Origin of the sequence: Anaerococcus sp. Marseille-P3915 (assembly GCF_900258475.1) — a bacterium.
Classification (GTDB): domain Bacteria; phylum Bacillota; class Clostridia; order Tissierellales; family Peptoniphilaceae; genus Anaerococcus; species Anaerococcus kampingae.
Window position 1 is genome coordinate 735,145 of sequence record NZ_LT984887.1, and the last position, 23,280, is coordinate 758,424.

The window sequence follows — 23,280 nt, forward strand, 5'->3', positions numbered from 1 at the left end:
TTTTAAGAAAGCCACGTATGTGGGAACATATTTATTCTGCACTATTTCTAAATTCTTCTAACATTTTATTGAGAACTATTGCATTTTCATATTCTTCAACAAATGCCCCCTCTTTGTATTGAGGGAAATTCGGAATATATGGAATATTTACATTATTTAAATATCCATCTCTTTTGTACCAATTTTTCTTAACATATTCTTTAAATATCATTCTCTCATTTTCCGATTCAAATAATAGAAGAACACCAAATAGTCTGGTTCTTGCATACTCACTACTGATTTCTTGCTGATAAAAAAACTCATTTAACTTATATAAAAAACTTCCTTTTGTAAAATAACAATAGGATACGTCTTCACTTTCATTATCATTTATTTGTATAAAATCAACTTTTGGACTAGGCGTAACATAACGTCCACCGTCTAAAGAGTTTCCTACAATACTAGTTAACAATGTTTGATGGTAATAAAAATTAATATCTATCCAGCTTGGTGTTTGATCATATTGTGAAAACAAATAGTACTCAATTCCATCCTTCATATCGTTAAAATCATAATTGATTGTAAACTCAGGAAAATATTTATAATATTTTTGCATCTCTCCATAAGGTCCATCAACCCAGTTTTCATAATCTTCTAAATATATCTCCAATCTACTTATAGCAGATTGTGTTAGTCCAAATCGTTTTTCCCACAAATATTCAACTTTATCTAAATCTGCTGATCTATCTATAGGCGTGTTAGTATCTTGAATTCTCGTGTAAATATGATTTGCTCTAATTCCCTGAAAGTTATCTGTCAAATAATATGGTGTATTATTGTCATTCAATATCACAATTACATCAATTGTTTTACCTGATATTTGATAGCTTTTTACATATACCGTTGGTCTTAAACCACCCGCAAATTTTTTGTCTTTTAGAAAATCAACTATGTTTTGAGTGTTTTTTCTTCCATCGTCTTCACTTATATCTCTAACAGTATAATTATCCTCTTCGTTGACACCTATTATTATAAAAGCGTCTCTACTATCTAAATTATTAGACATGCAAATAATATCATGAAGTAAGTCTTGCTTTCCTTTATTATCAGATTTATACCATTCTTTCTTAAAATCCCAGTACCCACCTTCTTGCCTAAGATTCATCAATTCCAATATTTCTTCTAGTTCAACCATATACCTTCTCCACCAATATTTATTATTTATATTATACCATTTGTAAGCAAATCAAAAACAGCCCAATAAAATGCGCTGTTTACCAATTAATCTATACCTCAAGTCCAGATTTAAATATTACTTTTAGTTTTTCATCATAAACCACTATCTTATCCACTAGTTTCCTTACCAATTCTTCATCATAACTTTCTATTTCTAATTCTAATTCTTGTTTTTCTAAAAACTCTTCTAATTCTATTAATCTACTTTGTATATTTTTCTCTTCCGCCACATTTAGAAGTATCTTTTCTTTTTCATTCCTTAATTCTTCTACCTTATTTGAAAGGTCTGTGTAGTATTTCTTGGCATTAGCTACTTTTAAAAGCTCTTCTTGAACTTTCAACATTTCTTTGTCTATTTCATCTATCTGGCTAATTCCATCACCTGTGATGGCTTTTTCAATATTCCCTTTAGTTGATTTTATATAGTTTAATTAATCTAAGACATAATAAAATGAATTCATAATTTAAATTTTAATATTGTTAGCTCCATAAATTATTATGAGCATAAAAATAGTCTCTTAGATTTTAAAATCAAAACCTAAAAGACTATAATTTCACTATATCTTCTTTCTATTTATATAAAAATCATCTATTCTCTATCCATACTACCCATGCTTTTAAACAACTTAGGTAAACCATCGAATCTAATTAATAAGGCCATCTTTTATTCTATTCTATAGAACAATAAAATTTTCACTTGCCTACATATGTGGGAGATTAATGAGATTTCTTCACATTATTTCTTCTTATAACGAAAAGACCCGACTTGGCTCGCATTATACTAAGAGACGTGTCGGGTACTATTGAGTATTATAATACATATTTATATCTATTTTCAAATCTTCTATTCCTCATATAAGTTTTCCAAACTAATTATATATAATTAGTTATCTATTTCGACCACCTCAAAAATTAATAGCTAGACAAAGAGGAGGCACTATTTAATGATAATTACCCAGATCCCAATTAAAATAAGGATAATGCCAATGATAAGTTCTATCAATCCTACCTTTTTAGCATAGGATTCTGTCTTTCTTCCAGATTTATAATCTACCTCAAAACCGTTAATCAAATTATATTTTTCTTTAAAATAAATCAAATATCCAAATGTAGTAAAAATTACTCCCACTATTATAAGTATTATCTTTAGTAAATTCATTAAGCACCTCTTAAAACTTCCTATGTTAACAAATCTTCTTATCATTTCTCAAAAATTAAATTGTAATTTACTTATATTTTGAATATCCTTATTTTTCCCTATATATATCCATAAAAATTTTACTGATGATTAGTTATATCCTAAAAACTAACTATTCTATCACTTTAATCAACACTTATACTATTTTCTTGACAACAATACTATACACTAACAATGGTTCGCATTGATAAGGGTCGTATCGGGTAATGTTAAATATATTGTATATTTACTTTTAATTCTTGTCAATTTTCTATCTCAACCTCAAGTCCAGATTTAAAAACTTCTTTTAAATTTTCTTCATAAATTACTATCTTTTCCACTAATTTCCTTACTAATTCTTCATCATAGCTTTCTATTTCTAATTTTTGATTGTCTAAAAACTCTTATAATTCCATTAGTCTGCTTTGTTCATTCTTTTCCTTCGCCACATTTAGAAGTATCTTTTCTTTTTCATTTCTTAAATCTTCCACCCTGTTTGTAAGGTCTGTGTAGTCTTTCTTGGCATTAGCTACTTTTAAAAAATCTTCTTGAACCTTCAGCATTCTTTGTCTATTTCTTCTATCTGACCACTTCTATAACCTGTGATGGCTTTTTCTATATTCTCTTTTATTATTTCTTTTAATTCGCCGTTATAGAATATCGGTTGATTGATTACTATTACAAATACTTATTACAAATGTCTTTCATTTATTTTATTATTACATTAGCATTACTTAAAATTAAGTTGTACATATGCTTGAAATCGAATGTTTAAATAAAATATACATAAATCTTAAAGAATTTAATTTCATAGTTTCCATGTCACAATTTAATATAATAGTATTGATGATAAAAAAATAATTGCTTCCATCCACAAACATTTCCTAAACCTTTATATTAATAAATGCTCATATATATTTTTAGTCTTCCTCAAAATCAATAATAAATTCAGATATCACTGGTTGCAATTTATATAATGATCTTATTACGTATGACATTTGATTATATAAGATCTCATAACTATTTTTTTCTGAAAAAAATTTATTTTTTAATTCATTTTCAATTTTTTCATTCATATATTTTATTCTGTCATCATCAGTAGTTAATGGATTTTTCTCTAGCTTGTTTGTTTCTAAAATTATATTTTGGCAAATTTTAGTATCACGCATTATATAATCTATTAATTCTTCAAATTTTGGAAGTTCAATTGATATCTTAACTTTGTTGAACTCAATAGTATTTTCTAACAATTTAAATCTATGTTTCTTTATATTTATTTTTTTAATAAGGTAGTTGTATTTATTTATAGTATTTAATCTATAATCAGCGATAAATTCACGAAATAAATCATACCTTTTAATCTTAGTTGAAATTTTTGAAATGTCTTCTAATAAATAAAAGAGTTTATTTGACAACTTTAACTTCTCAATTTCATTTAAATAATCAATTATTTCAAAAGAAATTTCTATCATGTTATCTATTTGTCTTATTACTAATGTGTTTTTATAATTTCTTACTTGTTGTAAAATTTCAGCATTTTTCAATTCAAGTTCTAATTTTCTATTTTCTTTCAATTCTTTTTTTAGTATATTTTTAGCAACAACTGCTGAAACAATTATAGCTAGCACTGATATACATGTAGAAATAACAAATTCAATATTATTTATGACATATTTAATAGGAATCACCTCAATAATGTTATACTCACTAACTACCTATGTAATTATTAATTAATAATCTATTTTTCAATATCTACTATTTTTAATAACTTAAATTATTCAGGCTACAAAAAACAGTATTGCCCTTCTTTTTAAGATATTTCCCTTCGATTCTTGACATCAACACTACAGTCTCAACCCCTATGGTTATGGGGAACATATCCACGCTCGTAGATGGAAACATATCAAAGATTGGCTCTCGTTTGTAGGAACATATCGACTGTAATTATTTCATTTTCAAGCCTTTATCGATAGCTTCCTGAATAATCTTATGACAACAAACTCCCAACGGATTGTTTTCTTTACAATTAGAATTTTTCATTGCCCCAGTGATGGCATTTACTTCTTTTACGGATTTCGCGCCATGCTTTACAACTGCTTCAATTACCTGATTTTCTGTGACTTCGCTACAATAACAAGCATACTTAGGATCTGCATCTTTCTTAAACCAGATAGGAACTCTAACTTGGTCTTTCAAGAATTTTATTTCATTATCTAAGTTATAGTAAACAACGTCGCAGTCCTCGTTCATGCAAATCTTATATTGATCTCCGTTAACAGCATTACGATAATCATCTACCACTAGATGTTCAACAGTTACTTTACTAACGGAAATCCCTTCATTATTACATACAGGACAATTGTCTTTAATTTGATCCGGCTTTTCTGTTTTGCATCCACAACAACATTCATTATTAATCTTCATATTCTTAGCCTCCATATTTTCATTATAATTTCTTTTTTAAACTAGGTAAAACCAATTTCATATACTTGTCATTTATTAATAGCGTCAAACATTTTAGCTGGTGTTAATTTACTTAGCTCCCTGTTGTCAGCCAACGCACGTGTAGCTTTTTTGTGTATAAACACATCAGCGTCATGTTACCCATTGTCGGCATTCTTCTAATGAACCCAAATACATGGAATGGCAACCCTTTTTTAGACAATTTATAACCGAACATTATCAAGCTTGAAAGTTTCTTTAGATTATAAAATATATTCTCAGACAATCAAGGGTAAAGGCTTCGCCCAAATTTCGTTGAAATTTGCCCTTGACAGTCTGTTCATATATTTTATTTAATTTATGAAACTTCCAGAGCTTTTTATTCTGCTTTTCTATATTCTACTGGTGTTTTATATCCTAAAGATCCATGAATTCTTAGGTTATTATACCAATATACGTATTCTGCTAATTTTAGATTAAGTTCTTGGAAATTAGTAAAGTTCTCCTGATATATGAATTCTGTCTTCATTACTTTATTGACTGCTTCGCTTACTGCGTTATCATATGGGCTTCCTTTTTTATTTAGCGATCTTTTTATCCCAAATACCTTTAATATTTCTTCTATTTTTATATTTTTAAATTCTCTTCCTCTGTCTGTGTGAAATATTTTTATACGATTTAGTGGCTGCCTTATTGAGTAAAATGCTTCTGCTTCTAGATTTGCATCTTTGTTTTTACCTGATGAGTATCCTATTATTTCACGACTGTTTAAGTCTATTATTAAACATATATAATTCCATGTTTTTCCTACTCTTACATATGTTAGATCGCTTACTATTGCTTCTAAATAGTCTCTATTGTCAAATTATCTATTTAAAAGGTTAGGGATGTCTTCTTCGTTGCATTTGGATCTTATTACTTTATATTGTGCTACTGTATAGTTTGAGACTAGGCCATTTTTTTTCATTGTTCGGCCTATTTTTCTTCTCGATATTTTATATCCAATTTTCCCTAGTTCTTTTTTTATTTTGCGTGTTCCATAGTTGTTTCTACTTCTTCTGAATATTTCTTTTATTTCTTCTATTAGTTTTTCATCTTCATCTAATTTCACATCTTTTTCTTTGTTCAAATGATAATAGACTAAACTTCTTGTGACCCCAAGTAGTCTACACATTGCACTAATGCTATATTTATCTCGGTTCGAGATAATGAGGTCTATTTTTTGCCTAACAGTAGTGCAGCTTGCTTTAAAATATCATTCTCCATTTCAACCTGTTTCAATTTTTTACGAAGTCTGATTATCTCTTTTTGTTTCGCATCCACATTATCAAAATGGTTACTCTAAGCAGAACACCAACTATTTATTTTTTGAGTTTTAAACTTTGGTAGAAGTCTTGAACTCTTTATATTTACATAACTATTTGCCTCTATCACTATTATGACACGAAACCCTGCACAATGATCTAAAATTTTCAATTCTAACAAGTCTTTTTCAGTGTTTTTAACTTCATAAAAACCTCTTTGGCAATAATGCCTAATTCTTCTTTAGTTGTTAAAATTTTTTATTTTACCATCATCGTTCCCCTGATTTTCAATTAATCTTCTTAGGTTATATAAGAAGTACATATCTTTTTAATCTTAAAGTTTTTAAGTCTTAATTTTAAAATTTTCAATCTTAGATATTATTTAAATCATTCCAAAATGCTCTAAAGCATCTTCGATTGCTTTTTCTTTTTCTTCTGGGCAATTTGACACTCTTTGATTTTCTTTCTTACTAAAATTATAATTTTCTCTCTCTATTAGACCATGTTTCCTTTTTATTTGTGCAATATATAGGCTTGAAACTTTTAGTCCGTATTTATCTAACACATACTTTTTAATTTTTCCATAAGTTGCGTCTTTTGAAAAGTCAATTTCAGATAATTCATCTTCCCCTATTTCTATATCTAAATGATGTTCTGTATTTAGTTTGGACAACAGAGCTACCGTCTCCACATGCGTTGTCTTTTGCTTGGGAACATAATTTATTCTCCTCGTCATTCTTGTAGGAGCACAATTTATTAATATCATTATCTTTAGCATTTTTTCTTTTATCTTTAAAGTTATTAGAATCTTGACTATCTTTAACTCCTGTTTTGAAATAGAATGTCAGGTCATATGGATGAACTGTTCCGTCTTTGTCAATTCTACCCACTACGACTTTATCAACAATGCTTTCAAATACTGTTCTGTTAAATTCCTCTATAATTTCTTTGTTTTCTAAGACCTTTTTAAATTGCTTTAGTCTTTCTTTAATAGAGTTTTCATCTTTGATAGTTAGCTCTAGGGTTTTCTTTTCATCAAGTAATTCTTCTTTTTGTTTTGTAAGTTTTTTATACTTTTTAGCATAAACTTCTTCGTCTATACTATCTTCCAAATGAAGATCAACTAACTTTCTTTCTTGACTAATGATTCTGTTTAATTGGTTTTCTAACTTTTTCAAATCTTTGACTAAAGTATTATCATTTATTTCTTCTTCTACAATTTTTAAAAAATCATCTATTACTGTTGAATCTGCATGGCATAATTGCCTATAGCTTTCAACAAATGCTTTTTCTATTGCTGCTTCTTGTATTCCTTTTGAATGAGGGCAATATTTTTTACCTTTTTTTGTTGACTTTACACATTGCCAGTTAATTTTTTTATAAATTGAACTTGTGTGCCAAGTTCTTCTTGAAAGTATTTCTCCACAAAATCCACATTCCAGCATACTAGAAAAAGCGTATTGTCTTGATAGTTTTTCTCTTTTTCTATCCTTGTTAGCAATAGTGTTTCTGTTTTGTGCTCTCCTGAGTCTAATCTCTTGTGCCTTTTCAAAATCTTCTTTTGATATAATTGGCTCATGATGATTTTCAATATGATATTTATCAGATTCTCCAAAATTCGCTAGTCTTCTTTTTGTTATGGGATCAACTGTAAAGGTCTTTCCCATTAGTATATCTCCAATATACTTTTCATTTTTAATTATTCCTAACACTGTAGTATCAGACCATTTTGTTTTACCTCTAGGGGTGAGATATCCTTGTTCTTCTAGTTCCCTACCAATGACCGAACCACCATTGCCTTCTAAATATCTTTTAAAGATATATCTGACAATTTTAGCTTCTTCTTCATTTATAGATATACTTTTTGTTGTAGGGTCATAATCATATCCAAGACAACCTTGAAAACCAATAAGTTCCCCTTTTTCCATTTTCATTTTCAGTCCTTTTTTTACATGGGCTGAGGTATTTTCTACTTCTTGTTGAGCTACTGAACTTAATATTGTTAATAGTAACTCTCCATCCATTGTCAAAGTATCTATATTTTCTTCTTCAAATACTACACCAACATTGTTTTCCTTTAATAGTCTTACATACTTTAAAGTATCTAATGTATTTCTGGCAAATCTTGATATAGATTTAGTAATTATCATGTCTATATCTCCATTTTGGCAATCACTTATTAGTCTCATGAAATCTGCTCTTTTAGTTGCAGTTGTTCCTGTTGTTGCTTCATCTGCATATATACCAGCCAAAGTCCAGTTCTTATTATTTTTTATTAGATTTGTGTAATAATCAACTTGCGATTTATATGATTCAAGTTGGTCTTTACTATCTGTACTTACTCGACAATATGCTGCAACACGTTTTAAATCTAAATCTAGTGCATTTCTATTTCTTGCTCCAGTATTTGAAGCTTTTATTACTTTTACTTTAGTATTCATTTTACCTCCTTCCCATTTTGTATCTTTCTACAGTGTTATTATATCACAAGATTAACTACTTTCTATTCATCTTCTTATAATCATTTTCTAACCTGTTCATAATTTTTGTATATTCCTTATCATTAATTAATTTAAGATCATAAAGTCTACATAACATAGCAACTCTCATGCTATAAACTTTTATTGCTTCATAATAACCTCCTCGTATATTATAGTTGTAGTAATAAATACTACATTTTGTTCTCTATCCCACTTTCTTATGGGATAATAATTGTATAGATAGAGGTCGTAGTTAACCTCCTTGAAGCTAGTCTTCCTAAATTAGGGTTACGCCTCTTCTTTACGTCTTTATCAGTATGAGCTGGATAGCGCATTTCGTTGCTGTATGTCTAACGAGGTTTGATTGTCGTAAAGTTCTTGAGGGTCCTTTCTCTATCTAAATTTATATTAAAGCTAGGTGATTTTATGTTTTACATTGGTGTTGATATTGCAAAGAAAAACCACGAAGCCTCAATAATTGATTCTGATGGGAAAATTGTTTCTGAGTCCTTTTCTTTTTCTAATTCTATTAGGGGTTTAGAGAAGTTTCAGAAATTTATTTCCTCTTTTTCGATTGATTCTAACAACTGTATTATTGGTATGGAAGCTACTGGCCATTATTGGCTTTCGCTTTATTCTTTCTTAATTGATTTAGGTTTTTCTTGTGTTGTTATTAACCCTATTCAATCTGATGCTTTTAGAAAGATGTATATTAGACAGACTAAGAATGATTCTGTTGATTCTTTTGTTATTGCTCAAATTCTTAGGTTCGGTGAGTTTTCTGTTTCTCATTTTTCTGATGAGGATACTTTTGCTTTAAGAAATCTTTCTAGGTTCAGGTTTGCTCTTGTTGATGAAGCTTCTGATTGGAAGAGAAAGCTTGTTTGTATTTTAGATCAGGTTTTCCCTGAGTATTCTTCGCTTTTTTCTAATATTTATGGTGTGGCTTCTAAGGAGCTTTTGAGTAAGTATCCTTTGCCTGAGGATATGATTTCTATTCCTGCTGATGAGCTTGCTAAGATGTTGTCTAAGTGTAGTAAGGGTCGCTTTGGTATTGATAAGGCTAAAGAAATTAAAGAGAAGGCTTCTAATTCTTTTGGTGTTAAGTTTGCTTTAAAGTCTTTTTCTTTTCAAATTAAACAGATTATTGCTCAAATTTCTTTTCTTGAAGATCAGATAGCTGATATTGAAGATGAAATTTCTTCTATGATTAATTCTTTATGCCCTGTTATTACTTCTATCACCGGTATTGGTGATGTCTTAGGTGCTGCTATTTTCTCAGAAATTGGTGATATTTCTCGTTTTGAGAGAGCTAATCAGTTGGTTGCTTATGCTGGTTTAGATGTTGCTGTTAAGCAATCTGGCAATTTTAATGCTACTGATACTAAGATTTCTAAACGTGGTTCTCCTTATCTTAGACGTGCTATTTGGCTTGCTGCTAGTGTTGCTGCTTTTAAAGATCCTGCTTTGTCTGTTTATTATCAAAAGCTTAGACAAAGGGGTAAGGCGCATGGTACAGCTATTGGTGCAGTTGCTAGAAAACTTACTAACATAATTTTTGCTGTTTTAAGAGATAACAAAACTTACATACCGAATATTTAGTTGTTATTTAGTTTTTCTAAGCCTAATTTTTAGGCTTATTTGATGTGCCATAAATTACAAGATTAATTATTTTTTATTTTCTCTTGACATTTGATAGCTGGTCTTGTTTNTAACAAAACTTACATACCGAATATTTAGTTGTTATTTAGTTTTTCTAAGCCTAATTTTTAGGCTTATTTGATGTGCCATAAATTACAAGATTAATTATTTTTTATTTTCTCTTGACATTTGATAGCTGGTCTTGTTTAATTGTGCATGTGACTATCACAATTATACTTTAAGGAGGTTTTCTTGGTGCTTGAAGCTAAAGCTTAATCCCTCCACCTGCATAGCAGGTGGTTTATTGTTTCGCTCTCTTTCGTTCGCTCAACTCACTTAAGTGGACAATAAAAATGCTCCCAAGACTTAAGCTCAGAAGCATTATTAATTTATCTGTATTTGTAGAAGCCTTCTCCTGTCTCAATTCCCTTAAGTCCCTTGGCTTCCCTTTCTTTAAGTTTCTTTAGAGCCTTGCCCATAGGAGATGATGGATCTTTAGCATCTTCCCTAGTGCTTGTAACATTAATTACGGTAGTAATTCCTATGATATCGATCATCTCGAAAGGCCCCTTTGGTGAACCTGATCCAATCTTCCAGTCCATATCTATATCTTTTGGCTCTGCAATATCATCTCCGTAAAGAGCAAGAGCTGCATCTAAAAGAGGAACGAGTATTGAGTTTAAGATATAGCCAGGATTCTCTTTTTTTATAATAGCAGGATACATTCCTATATCTCTTGCAAATTGAGCTACAGTATCTATCACTTCCTTACTTGTAGTGTCATGACCCATAACTTCTGCTAGATTTTGTCTATGAATACTGTTTGCGAAGTGTAAGTGAAGGAATCTTTCTTCTCTTCCAGTGAAGTCTTTAAGCATTGATGGCATAAAGGTTGAAGAGTTTGAAGCAAGTATTGCGTCATCCTTTAAGATATCCTTAATCTTCTCATAAAAGTCCCTTTTCTCGTCAACTTTCTCTGCTATAGCCTCTATAACTAAATCAGCATCAGCAAAGGCCTCTTCTAAGTCGACTGTATATTTTAAATCTTTGTAGGCTTTTTCGTTATTTTTCTTTAACTCTTCGATCTTTTCTAAATTTATATCCTTAACATCATCAAAAAATGACCTAGGATAGTTTGGGAATTCTGCTCCGATGTATCTTGGTGCAAGTTCCAATTCTTTCGTATAAGTCTCATATACCTTGTTAATCCTTGGCTTAGCTCTTTCAATCGAACCTTCGCTTCTTCCCCATATAGTAACGTCAAAACCATGAAAGGCAGCGGCATAGGCAATTTGAGCTCCCAAAACTCCACCGCCTGCAACAGTAACTTTTTTAATTTCCATAATATAATCTCCTTCTATGTTCTATATGATATTTACCCACTTAGGAAAATATAATTCACTAAAGTTTAAATGATTTCAATATAGAATTCATTGGAAAGACTCATTCCTTTTTTAGTAAAATAGAAATTATCATCAAGCTTATAAAAATCTTGGTCCTTGAATTTTTCTATCACATCTTGATATTTAACTAGGAAATCACAGGCAAATTTCTTCTTAAATTCTCTTAGATTTATTCCCTCGCTCTCCCTAAGTTTAAATATAATATATTCTTTCTCTCTTTCATCCTTATCTATAAATTCTTCAAAAACGATAGGATACCTAGCTTCTCTAATAGCCTTGTCATATTTTACAAAATTTCTAGTGTTGGTATATCTCTTATTAGATAAAAATCCCGAAGCTCCTAGGCCAAAGGCTATATAGTCATCTATATTCCAGTATTTCTTGTTATGGATAGACTCCTTACTAGCTTTCGCAAAATTGGATATCTCATATCTTTTAAGTCCCAATTTATCTAAGCTATCAACAAGATATGAAAATATAACTACCTCTAGGTCATCTTCCATCAGGTCTAGCTTGCCCTTTTTTATCTAAAGCATAAAATCTTGATCCTTCTTCTAGAATAAGAGAATACCATGATATGTGTTCAGGAGAAATCTTTTTTACCATAGCTAGTTCATTTTTAACAGACTTATAAGTTTGCCTTGGAAGATTGAGCATGAGGTCAAAGGATAAGTTGTCAAAGCCAGCATCCCTGATCATATCTATATCTTTTAGGGCAATATCCGCTGTATGATTTCTGCCAATTTCTTTTAAGACTTCATCATCAAAAGATTGGACACCAAGAGAAATCCTATTGATACCAATATCCTTATAGATTGCTAGTTTTTCCTTAGATATAGAGTTTGGATTACATTCTATGGTAAATTCTTTTATTTTCTCTATCTTAAATTTCTTTATTTCATTTACTATTTCTTCAATATATTTTGCATCTACATAAGAAGGAGTACCCCCACCTATGTGAATAGTATCTATTTCTATATTTAGTCTTTCTTGGTAGAGCTTAATTTCCTTTATTAAATTTTTTATATAGGGTTCAACCCTATTTTCTACATTCATATATGCACAAAAATCACAGTAATAGCACTTTTTTTGACAAAAAGGAATATGTATGTAGCATCCAACTTTTTCCATTTTTTCTCCTTTATATAAAAAAAGATGGCAATGCCATCAATTTTTAGTATATAATATTATAATTTTCTAAGCTTTGTAAAAAGATATCTCTTTTTTCCTTATCCTTATCGATAACAATGGCTTGTTCACTTATTCCTTCTTCTAATAAAACAAATAGAGTATCCAACAAGAAATTTTCGCTACCAACCACATAAAAATATGAGTCTGACCTATCATTAGCAAGCTCTTTTATTTTCTCAAGATAGTCGCTTCTACTATCTAGCCAATATTTGACTAAAAGTGATCCGTCAATATTTTCAAAATCACTTTCGTAAAGATGAGTATCCTTGGTATTTACATTTACACTTATGAATTCTGGAATATCTGTGTTATCTTCTTCAAATCTTTTTATAAGTGGCCTAATAGTTGACATTGCAAGACCTTGAGAAAGGGCAACAAGCGGTCTATTTTCTCTTTTTAAGGACATGTGAGATTTTAGCTTAAAAATTGTTACTGTATCTCCAATCTTAAGAATCGATAAAGTCTTCTTAAAAGGTGATTTTCTTATAGGAATTTTTGTAGTAAATCTAATATTCCCCTCACTTGTAAGTGTGTTTATACTTAAGTGATGAATTAGTTTTTTATTTACCTCTCCTGTCTCATCGTAACCTGGTAGAGCCAGATGAAAGCTAGAACCCTCATCCCAATTTAAATCATCGGGTTTTTCTAAGGTATATGTCCATACATACTTGTATTCTTCTTTTATATCCAAAATCTTAACTTGAAATTTATCCATAATATCTCCTTACTGATAATTGTTATCACTAAGAACAATATACTTAATTTTTAATTTTCTTCATCTGGAATATCCAGTTTTCTTTTTCCAATGTTTAATGTATCACTAATATATTTAAAAAATAGTTTATAATCATAAATCCAATTATCAATTATTCCAGACCTATAAATTCCTACAATAAATATAAATACAACTGGCAACAATATGGCTCCCATCACTCCAAAAAGTTTAAGTCCAGCATAAAGAGCTATAACTGATAGAATTGGGTGTATATCTGCAGAACTTCCTATTACCTTTGGAGCTATGACTTGTCTAAGCCCAGTCCAAGCTGTCAATACAATCAATAGTCCTAAGGATTTTATGGTATTATCAAAGATAAGTAGTTCTATTATTGACCATGGCAAGAGGACTATTATAGGACCAATCATAGGAAGTAGGTCTACAAATCCTAATATTAGGGCTATTGGCATGAAGTATTGTTGGCCTATGAAAAACAGGAAAATCGCCATTATTATTGTGCACAGAAAGGCTAGTTTTAGTTGGGATTTTATATAATTCCAGGTTGAATTCTTAAAGACAGCCCTTATCAAAGAAAGGTTATTCTTTGACTTTTCTGGTATCAATAGATGGTATTTATCATAAACATTTTGCATATCGCCAAGTATTATATAAAATGCAACTACAAAAGTAATCACAAAAAATATTATTTCATTGGAGGTATTTATAAAAGCTTGGGTAAAGCCAAAGGTAATATTGATTGCGTTTTTTTGTAAGCTACCCAACCATTCATACAAAGACTTAAGTCCAGACCTTATTGTGTTTGATACATAGTCTGGCATGAGGTTAATCTGTGAATTGGCATCATTGATCCAAGTATTTACAGAAGATACAATCTTATCCCAATTGCTAATGATATTACCTACCAAGCCAGAGACTTGATTTACTATAAACTGAACAAACCATACCAAGAAAAATAATAGAAGCAAGAGCAGGATTGTACCAAGCAGGTAGGATACCGCCTTGTGTTTGATTGGCAGGATATGGTCAATCTTTCTTATAGATGGTGCCAATAATCCCACGATTACTAGAGCTAGTATTATGGGCATGAGGGCATTTAATAGGGCTGGTGCAAGGAATAATAAAAATAATATGGTTAAAATAATAATTGTTGTTCGTAAAAATATCCTTTCATAAAGTTCTTTATTTCTCATGGCATCTCCTTTAATATTTGATAATATTATTATATCATAAAGAGTGAGGAGGGCAAAATGGATATCGAAAAAATATATAGAATATACTTTGAAGATGTTTATAGATTTTTGCTCTCTTTGAGTAAAAATAAGGACGTAGCCCAGGATATAACAAGCGAAACTTTTCTAAAAGTCATAAATAATAGTAAGAAAATAGAAAATACTAGAAATATTAAGGCCTATATTTTTACTATAGCAAAAAATACTTACATCAACTACTATAATCAAAACTACCAGCTTAGCTGGTAGTTTGCACAGCGCCTATAAGGCGCGAATACCGGCACGCCCCTATTGGGGCTGTCGAGTATTCTGTCACATGCACCACTATCCCAACTACTGCTTAAGCAGTTTTTTTATTTGTTCTTATTTACTGACTTTCCCGTAAACGGGTCATAATATTCCTTTATACTTATTTGGTCAGTGTAATAATCTTCTCTTAATTGATTTTGTATATATTCTTTTATTTTCTTTTCATTTCTTCCCACTGTATCTACATAATATCCTCTACACCAAAAATGTCTGTTTCCATATTTATATTTTAGGTTGGCATGTCTATCAAATATTATTAATGAACTTTTCCCTTTCAAATATCCCATTATTTGTGATACAGAATATTTTGGTGATATTTCTACCAGCATGTGTACATGATCTGGACATAGCTCTGCTTCTATTATGTTTATTCCTTTTCTTGAACATAATTCTCGAAGTATACTGCCTATATCTTTTCTTAGTTGTCTATATATTACTTGTCTTCTATATTTTGGTGCAAAAACTATATGGTATTTACATCTCCATTTGGTATGTGATAAACTATTCTTATCCAAGTTTTAACCTCCTCGTATATTATAGTTGTAGTAATAAATACTACATTTTGTTCTCAATCCCACTTTCTTATGGGATAATAATTGTATAGATAGAGGTCGTAGTTAACCTCCTTGAAGCTAGTCTTCCCAATTTAGGGTTACGCCTCTTCTTTACGTCTTTATCAGTATGAGCTGGATAGCACATTTCGTTGCTGTATGTCTAACGAGGTTTGATTGTCGTAAAGTTCTTGAGGGTCTTTTCTCTATCTAAATTTATATTAAAGCTAGGTGATTTTATGTTTTACATTGGTGTTGATATTGCAAAGAACAACCACGAAGCCTCAATAATTGATTCTGATGGGAAACTTGTTTCTGAGTCCTTTTCTTTTTCTAATTCTATTAGGGGTTTAGAGAAGTTTCAGAAATTTATTTCCTCTTTTTCGATTGATTCTAACAATTGTATTATTGGTATGGAAGCTACTGGCCATTATTGGCTTTCGCTTTATTCTTTCTTAATTGATTTAGGTTTTTCTTGTATTGTTATTAATCCTATTCAATCTGATGCTTTTAGAAAGATGTATATTAGACAGACTAAGAATGATTCTGTTGATTCTTTTGTTATTGCTCAAATTCTTAGGTTCGGTGAGTTTTCTGTTTCTCATTTTTCTGATGAGGATACTTTTGCTTTAAGAAATCTTTCTAGGTTCAGGTTTGCTCTTGTTGATGAAGCTTCTGATTGGAAGAGAAAGCTTGTTTGTATTTTAGATCAGGTTTTCCCTGAGTATTCTTCGCTTTTTTCTAATATTTATGGTGTGGCTTCTAAGGAGCTTTTGAGTAAGTATCCTTTGCCTGAGGATATGATTTCTATTCCTGCTGATGAGCTTGCTAAGATGTTGTCTAAGTGTAGTAAGGGTCGCTTTGGTATTGATAAGGCTAAAGAAATTCAAGAGAAGGCTTCTAATTCTTTTGGTGTTAAGTTTGCTTTAAAGTCTTTTCCTTTTCAAATTAAACAGATTATTGCTCAAATTTCTTTTCTTGAAGATCAGATAGCTGATATTGAAGATGAAATTTCTTCTATGATTAATTCTTTATGCCCTGTTATTACTTCTATCACCGGTATTGGTGATGTCTTAGGTGCTGCTATTTTCTCAGAAATTGGTGATATTTCTCGTTTTGAGAGAGCTAATCAGTTGGTTGCTTATGCTGGTTTAGATGTTGCTGTTAAGCAATCTGGCAATTTTAATGCTACTGATACTAAGATTTCTAAACGTGGTTCTCCTTATCTTAGACGTGCTATTTGGCTTGCTGCTAGTGTTGCTGCTTTTAAAGATCCTGCTTTGTCTGTTTATTATCAAAAGCTTAGACAAAGGGGTAAGGCGCATGGTACAGCTATTGGTGCAGTTGCTAGAAAACTTACTAACATAATTTTTGCTGTTTTAAGAGATAACAAAACTTACATACCGAATATTTAGTTGTTATTTAGTTTTTCTAAGCCTAATTTTTAGGCTTATTTGATGTGCCATAAATTACAAGATTAATTATTTTTTATTTTCTCTTGACATTTGATAGCTGGTCTAATTTTGAGTATAAAAAAGACGATAGAGTTTTTAATTTCTATCGCCTATTAACACCTTATTTCTAGTCTTCTAAAATAGATACTTCAAGGTCTATCGCTTTAAACGTAACAGTTATTCCTACTTCGTACCTTACTGTTTTTTCAAATAGCTCAGCTATATCATATGGGGACATATCGTATATATCTTCATACCATTCATTACTTTCATCGTACATTGTCTCACATATTGCTTCAATATAATTTTTCTTATCCATTGTGAGTTCTGTATCACTTTCCAAAATAAACTGCTCACCATTTATATTCAATATAATTAAAGATGATTTTCTATTTTCACACATTTTTCTTTCTCCATAGACTCAAATGTTTAACCTATTTATTTTATAACTAGATTTTAACTTTACCTTATCTCTATTTGTTAGATACTCTTCCACATCAAACAAATTTTTCTTATCATAGTCTTCCAATAACTTGTAATTCTTATGCTTTGTAATATCAAATTTATCAGATAGAAAAGGTCTTACTCCTCTTAGCTGGTATATACACTTACCACCATCCATTACAGTTATTTCATCTTGGCTCATAAGTTCTTTGCCAGTTTTTTGGTAATTTAGACCAAAGGATTTCTGGTTTGATCTTGTTTCTGATGTGTTATATAGGTCTATGGTTTCTTTTCCTAAGGTTTCTGATAATTCTTTTACTGTCGTTTTTTCTTTTCCTCCTAAAAAGAGTGTAGAGTCGCAGTTACCAACTATTGTATCTGCATGGTCTTTGTAGATTGCTTTTAATTGAGATTGTGCTTGTAATATTATGCTTGCAGATATTTCTCTTGAACGAATTGTTGCAATCAATTTTTCAAATTTAGGAATTAAGCCTATATTTGCAAACTCATCAAGTAGACACCTAACATGAACTGGAAGTCTTCCACCATACACATCATCTGCCTTATCACATAGTAGGTTAAATAATTGAGAATACATTATTGAGACTACAAAGTTAAAAGTATCGTCAGTATCTGATATTATTACGAACAAGGCAGTTTTTCTATCTCCAATTTTATCAAGCTCTAGTTCATCTTCACTCATTAGTTCTCTAAGCTCTCTTATATCAAAAGGTGCAAGTCTTGCTCCACAAGATATTAGAATTGACTTGGCAGTTTTTCCTGTAACAACTTGTCAAGGACTTTCTAATCATTTTTATCTCCTTTTTGATGTTTTTTCATCTCCATTTCTCTAAGCATTATCCTTTTCAATTTATCTTGCATAGTTTCAGTCGCATTTTCATTAAAATGGACAATAACCTCATAAGTTACTTTTCCAATTTTTTTTATAGTCTTTGTTCCTGTATTATGTTCATTTTTATTTTCGTGCATATTAGTTTCCCTCCTGTTAGTTGCAATCAAAAAAAGACGATAGAGTTTTATTTCTACCGCCTTTCACAAGTCTTATAGCTATTCATTTAATAACGCTTTACCATTTACATATTAAATTTTCAAATCCTTATTGTTCAGCATTCCGCCAAACATCGTATGATACATATCCTTGGAAGATTCCTCTATCTTTGTAATACTTGATATTTTATTTCCTGCATCTTTTGATGAAGCTCCGCAAAGATAAAAGGCTTCACTGTCTGTTCCATAGTCAATGGCAATATATCTATCGTGATACTTTTTACCTGCAATTTTCATCTTCAGATTAATATTAGGGTAATCTTTTCTAAAATCGTTAAGGATATTTTTTGTAAGCATATCCTTGTTCTTCACATTGTCGCTAAAGACTATAATTTCAACATTGTCTTTTGCAGCCCTTAATAATTCTAAGGTTTTCAAGCCTATATAGTTGTCTATCACATAAATGCTTTTCTTTGCAGACTTATATATTTTGGTATAGGCAACATCTGCTTCAATCTTATCTCCGTTCATTAAAAGGAAATGCTTGTATGTGTCCGGATCTATAAAATTATCCATAACCTTTTTCAAATCTTCTTTTGTAGCCATTTGCGACTTTATTTCAGCTATATCCTTTGTATTTTGATTTGTCTGTACTGCTATTTGAACTAATTCTTTTGAACCGATAAAATCTTGGTTTTCAATGATAAAATCTTTCATTTGCTTAAATGTTCTAACTAAAGCTCTGCTTTGCTTAACAGCAAGTTCACCTCTTAATACAGTCATCAGCATATAAATACCTTGTTCTGTAAAGGCATAAGGATTGTATTTAATATTACTTCCTCTACCAGTCCCTCTGTTCAAGGTGAAATTTTTGCACCTTGAAAGTTCTACCATTTCTTCGTCCGTTAATTGGAACATGAAGTCTTCACCTTCAAATTTTTCTGCGTTGTTTTTCACCTGTCTATTAAAGTTTTTTGTTTCATAACCATATATTTCAGCTAAATCTGCATCAAGCATTACTTTTTGCCCACGAATAAGATATATTTTTTCTTGTATAGTTTTATCATCTACAATAACTATCTCTTTATTTTCTTCTGCCATGAAATGCACCTCCAACATTATCTAAATTCTTTTCCAATTCGCCACGCACTGCGTAGCTTTTTGAATAAGTCTTATATTCTTTTATATTTTTCTACTCCGCCTTCAGCTTTTCCGATGTGTTCCACATTTTTTACAAGTCCCTTATTTACATTTTCATAAAACCATCTGCCAATCAATGCCGGAGGTGTTGCGATTAACTCTCTCAAAACAAATTCTTTGTCCTTTGGTAAAGAGCTAATTTTGTTTAATAAGGTAGTATATAGGTCAGCATAGCTTGTATTTTCTTGTAAACTACTACACTTACAATATTCAGTAACGCTTGGGAAACCTCCCTCTATTGCTTTTTTAGTTAAAATGTCAAGTTCTTCATCGGTTACAGTAAATTGAATTCGCATTTATATATCCTCTCCTTATAACTGAGTTTATTACCATATCATTATCATTTTATCATAAATACGATATTTTTTCCATACTGCAATTTTAAGCCCTATTTTACACTTAGCTATAGTCTCATATCTATTTTATGATTAACGCTCTAAAAACACCTTTCCACCGTCTTATGCGAAGTCTACAAGTGTTCACCCTTGTCATAATCTTCAAAGGTATATACTTTTGATTTACTGTTTTCCTTTAATTTCCCTTTGTCCTGTTCATACCAATGAACTAAGGTCGCATAATGGTCTTTGTAGTTTCTTCCTGTACTTTGCATATAGGTTGACAGCTTCTCTATCATTTTATCCCTATGACCTTGCATTTTATCCTTTAATTTTCCATATTCTTCATCAGTTAAGGAAACATTTTTATATTCTCCATAAAGGTTGGGGGATATTTTTTCTATCTCCCCCTCTTTTTCTAACTCTATATCTATCTCTTTATCTATCTCTATATCTCCGTTGCAGTTTTGTTGCAAAAGGTTGCAAGGTGTTGCACCAGTGTTGCATTGCAACGCTTTTTGTCCTCTCGATTTTCTTGAACGCCTTGTAGAAGCTGTTTCTGAACCTATAAGACTTGGGATTTCTGTTAAAAAATACTCGTCATTTTCTGTGATTATCTCCATCAAGCCTTGTGCTATAATATAATTTACTGTAACCATTACATCATCTTCCGTTTCATCAATCGTTAAGGCAATCTCTTTGATAAAGTCTGTTTCTACTCCATCATAATACAGCTTCCCACTATCTTTTAAGCTAAGTAAAAGCAATTTAAGATAGATGATTGTATAGGTATCTCCTCCTGATATTTTTCTTAGCCTTTTGATTCTCTTATCTGTAAAAAAATCTTCTTTCAATTTTAACCAATAGTATCTTCTGTTGTCTGCCATTTTTATCTTTCCTCCCCTTTATTTTTATAATTTTCTTTAGCCTTTTCCTTGGCTTTTTGTTTGTACTGCCCCTTTATTTCCTCTTGCTCTTGGAATTTTTTCAGTTGTGCAATCACACTTGGTTTATCTCCTCTCTTAATTGCCTTGTCTATCTCTATGCTTAGGTCTATTCCATACTCTTCATTGACAATCTTTACTGCATATTTGATATGGTCTATCTGCTTAAATTCGTCTTGAACTTTAGCTTTATCTTTGGTTAGCTCTTGTATCTGATTTTCAAGGCTTGATATTTCTTTCTGCCAATCACTCGACTTTATAGCTGATGTTCCAGTAAATTTTTCTATGATCTTTCTTGCTCTTTGGTATCTGTCTATTTCTTTTTTATGGGAATTGTAAAAACTGTCTTTGAATAGTGTCTTGCTTTTGTATTCCTGATAGACTTCTTTGTTTTCTCTGATAGCGTCTATGCAGCTTACACATTGATTTAGGTCTTTTATTCTTTGTGTTTTATCTTGAATATCACCACTTATCTTTTTACTTTGCTTTGCCAGTTCAAAGACTTTTCCTTGTAGGTCTGCTATGGTTTGAAGATGATTATCTTTCAAATAGTAGATTGCTTTTACAAATCTCTTTAGGTCTGCATTTCCCTTTTTTATCTGTCCGTAGTAGGATAAATTTTTTGTTTTTTCTCCCTGTATCTCGTTGTAGATAGAAATATACTCATAGAGGTTAAAGAGTTCCGCTTTGTTCTCCAGTTCATCTTTCTTGGTCTGTTTATACTCATCGTATTTTGCTTGCAGATTTCCAAGTAAAGAGTCTATCCAAGAGGTGATTTCTTTTATCTTGTTCTTGATGGCTTTTACTAAAGAGTTATGCTTTTTGATTTCTCTATTGATATTTCCTTTGTCGGTTTCGATTCCTTTTTTCTCTAAGGCACTGGCACTTGCTCCCATGTGAATGGTTGGGATTTCTTCTATCCCTTGTCTTTTGTAGGAACGATGATCTACTCTCTTTTCCTGATGATTTTTTTCTAAATACTGATTACAAAGGCTTGCAAAATTCTTTCTCCATTTCTCTGCGTTGCCTTTATCGTTCCAGTCTGTCAGCTCTACTTTTCTTGTTTTGTAATTACCACTTTTTAGTTTTATCTTTTCTCCCTTTTCATCAAGAACATATTCTTTTTTGCTTTTTGCCAGCCACTCTCCTTTTTTATTAATCGGTCTAAGAGTAGTCATAATATGTGCATGGATATTGTTATTTTCTTCATCACTTTCATCATGAATTGCAAGGTCTGCTATCATTCCTTTTGATACAAAATGTTCTTGTATGAAGTCGGTAATGAGTTTCTTGTTTTCTTCAAAGGATAATTCTTTTGGTAGAGCAATGATAAAATTTCTTGCAAGCTGTGCATTGCTTGCTTTCTCATTTAGTTCAACGCTGTTCCATAATGTAGTTCTATCTTTTAATGCTATGGGAACATTCTCCGGCAAGAAGATTTCTGAATGTAAAAGTCCCTTTTTATTATGGTAATCGTGAACTTCTCCGTCCCATTCATTTTTGATTTTCTCACAAGAGATATATGCTGCACTTGCAACTGCCGATTTACTTTTTCCTCTGCTTATCATAGAAATATTAAAGTGAAATGTTTCTGCCACTTTTAAGCTCCTTTCATTTTTTGTTTGTTTTCAGGTAAAGGAAAAAGCAGACAGGTTATTTTTTGTATCTTTTCCTATCTACTTTATCCGTATGTTTTTATTAAGTTTTGGATTTTTAAAGACTTGCTAAAATCCCTTAGTTTTTCTAAGGGCGCAATTATACACCCTAAAGGGTGCTTTGCGTTCTGCGAAGCTTTTTGCCCTTGCAGGGAGCTTCTGAAAAAACTAAGGTCTTTTATTTTATCTACTCTATGTCTGTTTCATCTTCCATATCTTTCCCATTTATCATTTCTTCATAGGCTTGTCTGTATTCTTCTGTGTGAGTAGAGATATTTAACAGTTTTTCTATCTCCTCATTGGTAAATATTAGAGGATTTTTAATGACCCTTTCTACTATCAATCCCCTTTGTATGAGCCTGTGATTTCTTCTTTTTCGTTCCTTTTCATTTGCCAGTTTTTCTAATTTTTTGCCTTGATTTTGTAATTGTTTCAGCTTTACATCGCACTTTTCTCTTTCTTCCTGAAGTTCAGAAATTTGTTCCTGTACTTCCTGTAATGTTTTTTCTTTCTTCATTTTTAATTCCTCCGTTTTGGTATCTGCTTGTTTCCATAAAGAAAG

Annotated in this window: 24 protein-coding genes and 2 pseudogenes; 3 read left to right on the forward strand and 23 right to left on the reverse strand. The window is 30.9% G+C overall.

The annotated features are described in order from the left end of the window. Positions 1–31: 31 nt before the first annotated feature. The 9 genes and pseudogenes from C8269_RS03690 to C8269_RS03740 form a co-directional block, all read right to left on the reverse strand. Entirely contained in the window at positions 32–1,174 is a 1,143-nt protein-coding gene (locus tag C8269_RS03690) for an AlbA family DNA-binding domain-containing protein (RefSeq protein ID WP_106460491.1), read from the reverse strand. 91 nt (positions 1,175–1,265) lie between these two features. After that, positions 1,266–1,559, reverse strand: coding sequence for a hypothetical protein (locus C8269_RS03695; protein ID WP_234025827.1), 294 nt, complete (start codon positions 1,557–1,559; stop codon positions 1,266–1,268). Positions 1,560–2,152: 593 nt separating this feature from the next. Then, positions 2,153–2,374 (reverse strand): DUF3784 domain-containing protein, encoded by a 222-nt coding sequence (locus C8269_RS03700; RefSeq protein WP_106460492.1) that lies wholly within the window; start codon positions 2,372–2,374, stop codon positions 2,153–2,155. Between the two features lie 422 nt (positions 2,375–2,796). Beyond that, positions 2,797–2,955, reverse strand: coding sequence for a hypothetical protein (locus C8269_RS10980; protein WP_234025828.1), 159 nt, complete (start codon positions 2,953–2,955; stop codon positions 2,797–2,799). 357 nt (positions 2,956–3,312) lie between these two features. After that, positions 3,313–4,020 carry a hypothetical protein gene (locus C8269_RS03710; protein WP_106461124.1) on the reverse strand — a complete coding sequence of 236 codons (708 nt, stop codon included), beginning with the start codon at positions 4,018–4,020 and terminating at the stop codon, positions 3,313–3,315. A 316-nt stretch (positions 4,021–4,336) separates the two neighbouring features. Then, a complete protein-coding gene (locus tag C8269_RS03720; RefSeq protein ID WP_000700631.1) occupies positions 4,337–4,816 on the reverse strand; it encodes a Csac_0668 family 2Fe-2S cluster-binding (seleno)protein in 480 nt (159 codons plus the stop codon). A gap of 397 nt (positions 4,817–5,213) precedes the next feature. Then, a pseudogene (locus C8269_RS10985) lies at positions 5,214–6,163 on the reverse strand (IS3 family transposase); the annotation flags it as partial. A gap of 357 nt (positions 6,164–6,520) precedes the next feature. Then, positions 6,521–6,811 carry an RNA methyltransferase gene (locus C8269_RS03735; RefSeq protein ID WP_106460494.1) on the reverse strand — a complete coding sequence of 97 codons (291 nt, stop codon included), beginning with the start codon at positions 6,809–6,811 and terminating at the stop codon, positions 6,521–6,523. After that, positions 6,759–8,579, reverse strand: coding sequence for a recombinase family protein (locus C8269_RS03740; protein WP_106460495.1), 1,821 nt, complete (start codon positions 8,577–8,579; stop codon positions 6,759–6,761). Before C8269_RS03740 ends, C8269_RS03735 begins: the two co-directional genes overlap by 53 nt. Positions 8,580–9,044: 465 nt before the next feature. Here C8269_RS03740 and C8269_RS03745 point away from each other — a divergent pair, with 465 nt between their 5' ends. After that, positions 9,045–10,220 (forward strand): IS110 family transposase, encoded by a 1,176-nt coding sequence (locus C8269_RS03745; RefSeq protein WP_106460496.1) that lies wholly within the window; start codon positions 9,045–9,047, stop codon positions 10,218–10,220. Positions 10,221–10,648: 428 nt separating this feature from the next. Here the strand turns inward: C8269_RS03745 and C8269_RS03750 are convergent, their stop codons facing one another. From C8269_RS03750 to C8269_RS03765, 5 genes are all read right to left on the reverse strand, one after another. Continuing rightward, entirely contained in the window at positions 10,649–11,602 is a 954-nt protein-coding gene (locus C8269_RS03750) for a 3-hydroxyacyl-CoA dehydrogenase (RefSeq protein WP_106460497.1), read from the reverse strand. A gap of 65 nt (positions 11,603–11,667) precedes the next feature. Next, entirely contained in the window at positions 11,668–12,165 is a 498-nt protein-coding gene (locus C8269_RS10875) for a HemN (RefSeq protein WP_180960102.1), read from the reverse strand. Beyond that, positions 12,155–12,793 carry a radical SAM family heme chaperone HemW gene (gene hemW, locus C8269_RS10880; protein WP_180960101.1) on the reverse strand — a complete coding sequence of 213 codons (639 nt, stop codon included), beginning with the start codon at positions 12,791–12,793 and terminating at the stop codon, positions 12,155–12,157. The genes C8269_RS10875 and hemW overlap by 11 nt, the downstream gene beginning before the upstream one ends. Positions 12,794–12,836: 43 nt before the next feature. Further along, a complete protein-coding gene (locus tag C8269_RS03760) occupies positions 12,837–13,568 on the reverse strand; it encodes a hypothetical protein (RefSeq protein WP_004815882.1) in 732 nt (243 codons plus the stop codon). A 50-nt stretch (positions 13,569–13,618) separates the two neighbouring features. Next, a complete protein-coding gene (locus C8269_RS03765; RefSeq protein WP_004815883.1) occupies positions 13,619–14,779 on the reverse strand; it encodes an AI-2E family transporter in 1,161 nt (386 codons plus the stop codon). Between the two features lie 57 nt (positions 14,780–14,836). On the opposite strand from C8269_RS03765, the gene C8269_RS03770 reads away from it, so the two are divergent. Next, positions 14,837–15,067: an RNA polymerase sigma factor gene (locus C8269_RS03770; protein ID WP_004815884.1), complete on the forward strand. Its 231-nt coding sequence runs from the start codon at positions 14,837–14,839 to the stop codon at positions 15,065–15,067. A 104-nt stretch (positions 15,068–15,171) separates the two neighbouring features. Here C8269_RS03770 and tnpA read toward each other — a convergent pair whose 3' ends face one another. Next, entirely contained in the window at positions 15,172–15,642 is a 471-nt protein-coding gene (gene tnpA / locus C8269_RS03775) for an IS200/IS605 family transposase (protein ID WP_060802660.1), read from the reverse strand. Positions 15,643–15,917: 275 nt separating this feature from the next. Here tnpA and C8269_RS03780 point away from each other — a divergent pair, with 275 nt between their 5' ends. Continuing rightward, positions 15,918–17,093 carry an IS110 family transposase gene (locus C8269_RS03780; RefSeq protein ID WP_106460498.1) on the forward strand — a complete coding sequence of 392 codons (1,176 nt, stop codon included), beginning with the start codon at positions 15,918–15,920 and terminating at the stop codon, positions 17,091–17,093. Positions 17,094–17,259: 166 nt separating this feature from the next. Here the strand turns inward: C8269_RS03780 and C8269_RS03785 are convergent, their stop codons facing one another. From C8269_RS03785 to C8269_RS03820, 8 genes and pseudogenes are all read right to left on the reverse strand, one after another. Continuing rightward, entirely contained in the window at positions 17,260–17,535 is a 276-nt protein-coding gene (locus C8269_RS03785; protein WP_106460499.1) for a hypothetical protein, read from the reverse strand. 18 nt (positions 17,536–17,553) lie between these two features. Further along, positions 17,554–18,369, reverse strand: a pseudogene (locus tag C8269_RS03790) (VirD4-like conjugal transfer protein, CD1115 family); the annotation flags it as partial. A gap of 11 nt (positions 18,370–18,380) precedes the next feature. Beyond that, positions 18,381–18,566, reverse strand: a complete 186-nt coding sequence (locus C8269_RS03795) for a transposon-encoded TnpW family protein (RefSeq protein WP_062570877.1) — start codon at positions 18,564–18,566, stop codon at positions 18,381–18,383. Between the two features lie 111 nt (positions 18,567–18,677). Beyond that, entirely contained in the window at positions 18,678–19,685 is a 1,008-nt protein-coding gene (locus C8269_RS03800) for an ORF6N domain-containing protein (RefSeq protein ID WP_000797005.1), read from the reverse strand. A 71-nt stretch (positions 19,686–19,756) separates the two neighbouring features. Further along, positions 19,757–20,080, reverse strand: coding sequence for a hypothetical protein (locus tag C8269_RS03805; RefSeq protein WP_001222543.1), 324 nt, complete (start codon positions 20,078–20,080; stop codon positions 19,757–19,759). A 173-nt stretch (positions 20,081–20,253) separates the two neighbouring features. Next, the gene (locus C8269_RS03810) at positions 20,254–21,006 is read right to left on the reverse strand and encodes a phage replisome organizer N-terminal domain-containing protein (protein ID WP_000774837.1); all 753 of its coding nucleotides are present in this window, start codon (positions 21,004–21,006) and stop codon (positions 20,254–20,256) included. Positions 21,007–21,008: 2 nt separating this feature from the next. Beyond that, positions 21,009–22,661 carry a MobQ family relaxase gene (gene mobQ, locus C8269_RS03815; protein WP_000852173.1) on the reverse strand — a complete coding sequence of 551 codons (1,653 nt, stop codon included), beginning with the start codon at positions 22,659–22,661 and terminating at the stop codon, positions 21,009–21,011. A 244-nt stretch (positions 22,662–22,905) separates the two neighbouring features. Continuing rightward, the gene (locus C8269_RS03820; protein ID WP_009346081.1) at positions 22,906–23,235 is read right to left on the reverse strand and encodes a DUF3847 domain-containing protein; all 330 of its coding nucleotides are present in this window, start codon (positions 23,233–23,235) and stop codon (positions 22,906–22,908) included. Positions 23,236–23,280: the final 45 nt, after the last annotated feature.

What these genes read in the sequence shown, in the direction of transcription:
- C8269_RS03740 (WP_106460495.1), bottom strand. Translation starts at nt 8,579, where the DNA reads ATGAATACTAAAGTAAAAGTAATAAAAGCTTCAAATACTGGAGCAAGA.
- hemW (WP_180960101.1), bottom strand. Translation starts at nt 12,793, where the DNA reads ATGGAAAAAGTTGGATGCTACATACATATTCCTTTTTGTCAAAAAAAG.
- C8269_RS03750 (WP_106460497.1), bottom strand. Translation starts at nt 11,602, where the DNA reads ATGGAAATTAAAAAAGTTACTGTTGCAGGCGGTGGAGTTTTGGGAGCT.
- C8269_RS10875 (WP_180960102.1), bottom strand. Translation starts at nt 12,165, where the DNA reads ATGGAAGATGACCTAGAGGTAGTTATATTTTCATATCTTGTTGATAGC.
- C8269_RS03805 (WP_001222543.1), bottom strand. Translation starts at nt 20,080, where the DNA reads ATGCGAATTCAATTTACTGTAACCGATGAAGAACTTGACATTTTAACT.
- C8269_RS03770 (WP_004815884.1), top strand. Translation starts at nt 14,837, where the DNA reads ATGGATATCGAAAAAATATATAGAATATACTTTGAAGATGTTTATAGA.
- C8269_RS03780 (WP_106460498.1), top strand. Translation starts at nt 15,918, where the DNA reads ATGTTTTACATTGGTGTTGATATTGCAAAGAACAACCACGAAGCCTCA.
- C8269_RS03695 (WP_234025827.1), bottom strand. Translation starts at nt 1,559, where the DNA reads ATGTTGAAAGTTCAAGAAGAGCTTTTAAAAGTAGCTAATGCCAAGAAA.
- C8269_RS03800 (WP_000797005.1), bottom strand. Translation starts at nt 19,685, where the DNA reads ATGGCAGAAGAAAATAAAGAGATAGTTATTGTAGATGATAAAACTATA.
- C8269_RS03785 (WP_106460499.1), bottom strand. Translation starts at nt 17,535, where the DNA reads ATGTGTGAAAATAGAAAATCATCTTTAATTATATTGAATATAAATGGT.
- C8269_RS10980 (WP_234025828.1), bottom strand. Translation starts at nt 2,955, where the DNA reads ATGCTGAAGGTTCAAGAAGATTTTTTAAAAGTAGCTAATGCCAAGAAA.
- C8269_RS03810 (WP_000774837.1), bottom strand. Translation starts at nt 21,006, where the DNA reads ATGGCAGACAACAGAAGATACTATTGGTTAAAATTGAAAGAAGATTTT.
- C8269_RS03765 (WP_004815883.1), bottom strand. Translation starts at nt 14,779, where the DNA reads ATGAGAAATAAAGAACTTTATGAAAGGATATTTTTACGAACAACAATT.
- C8269_RS03760 (WP_004815882.1), bottom strand. Translation starts at nt 13,568, where the DNA reads ATGGATAAATTTCAAGTTAAGATTTTGGATATAAAAGAAGAATACAAG.
- C8269_RS03720 (WP_000700631.1), bottom strand. Translation starts at nt 4,816, where the DNA reads ATGAAGATTAATAATGAATGTTGTTGTGGATGCAAAACAGAAAAGCCG.
- C8269_RS03700 (WP_106460492.1), bottom strand. Translation starts at nt 2,374, where the DNA reads ATGAATTTACTAAAGATAATACTTATAATAGTGGGAGTAATTTTTACT.
- C8269_RS03745 (WP_106460496.1), top strand. Translation starts at nt 9,045, where the DNA reads ATGTTTTACATTGGTGTTGATATTGCAAAGAAAAACCACGAAGCCTCA.
- C8269_RS03690 (WP_106460491.1), bottom strand. Translation starts at nt 1,174, where the DNA reads ATGGTTGAACTAGAAGAAATATTGGAATTGATGAATCTTAGGCAAGAA.
- C8269_RS03820 (WP_009346081.1), bottom strand. Translation starts at nt 23,235, where the DNA reads ATGAAGAAAGAAAAAACATTACAGGAAGTACAGGAACAAATTTCTGAA.
- C8269_RS03795 (WP_062570877.1), bottom strand. Translation starts at nt 18,566, where the DNA reads ATGCACGAAAATAAAAATGAACATAATACAGGAACAAAGACTATAAAA.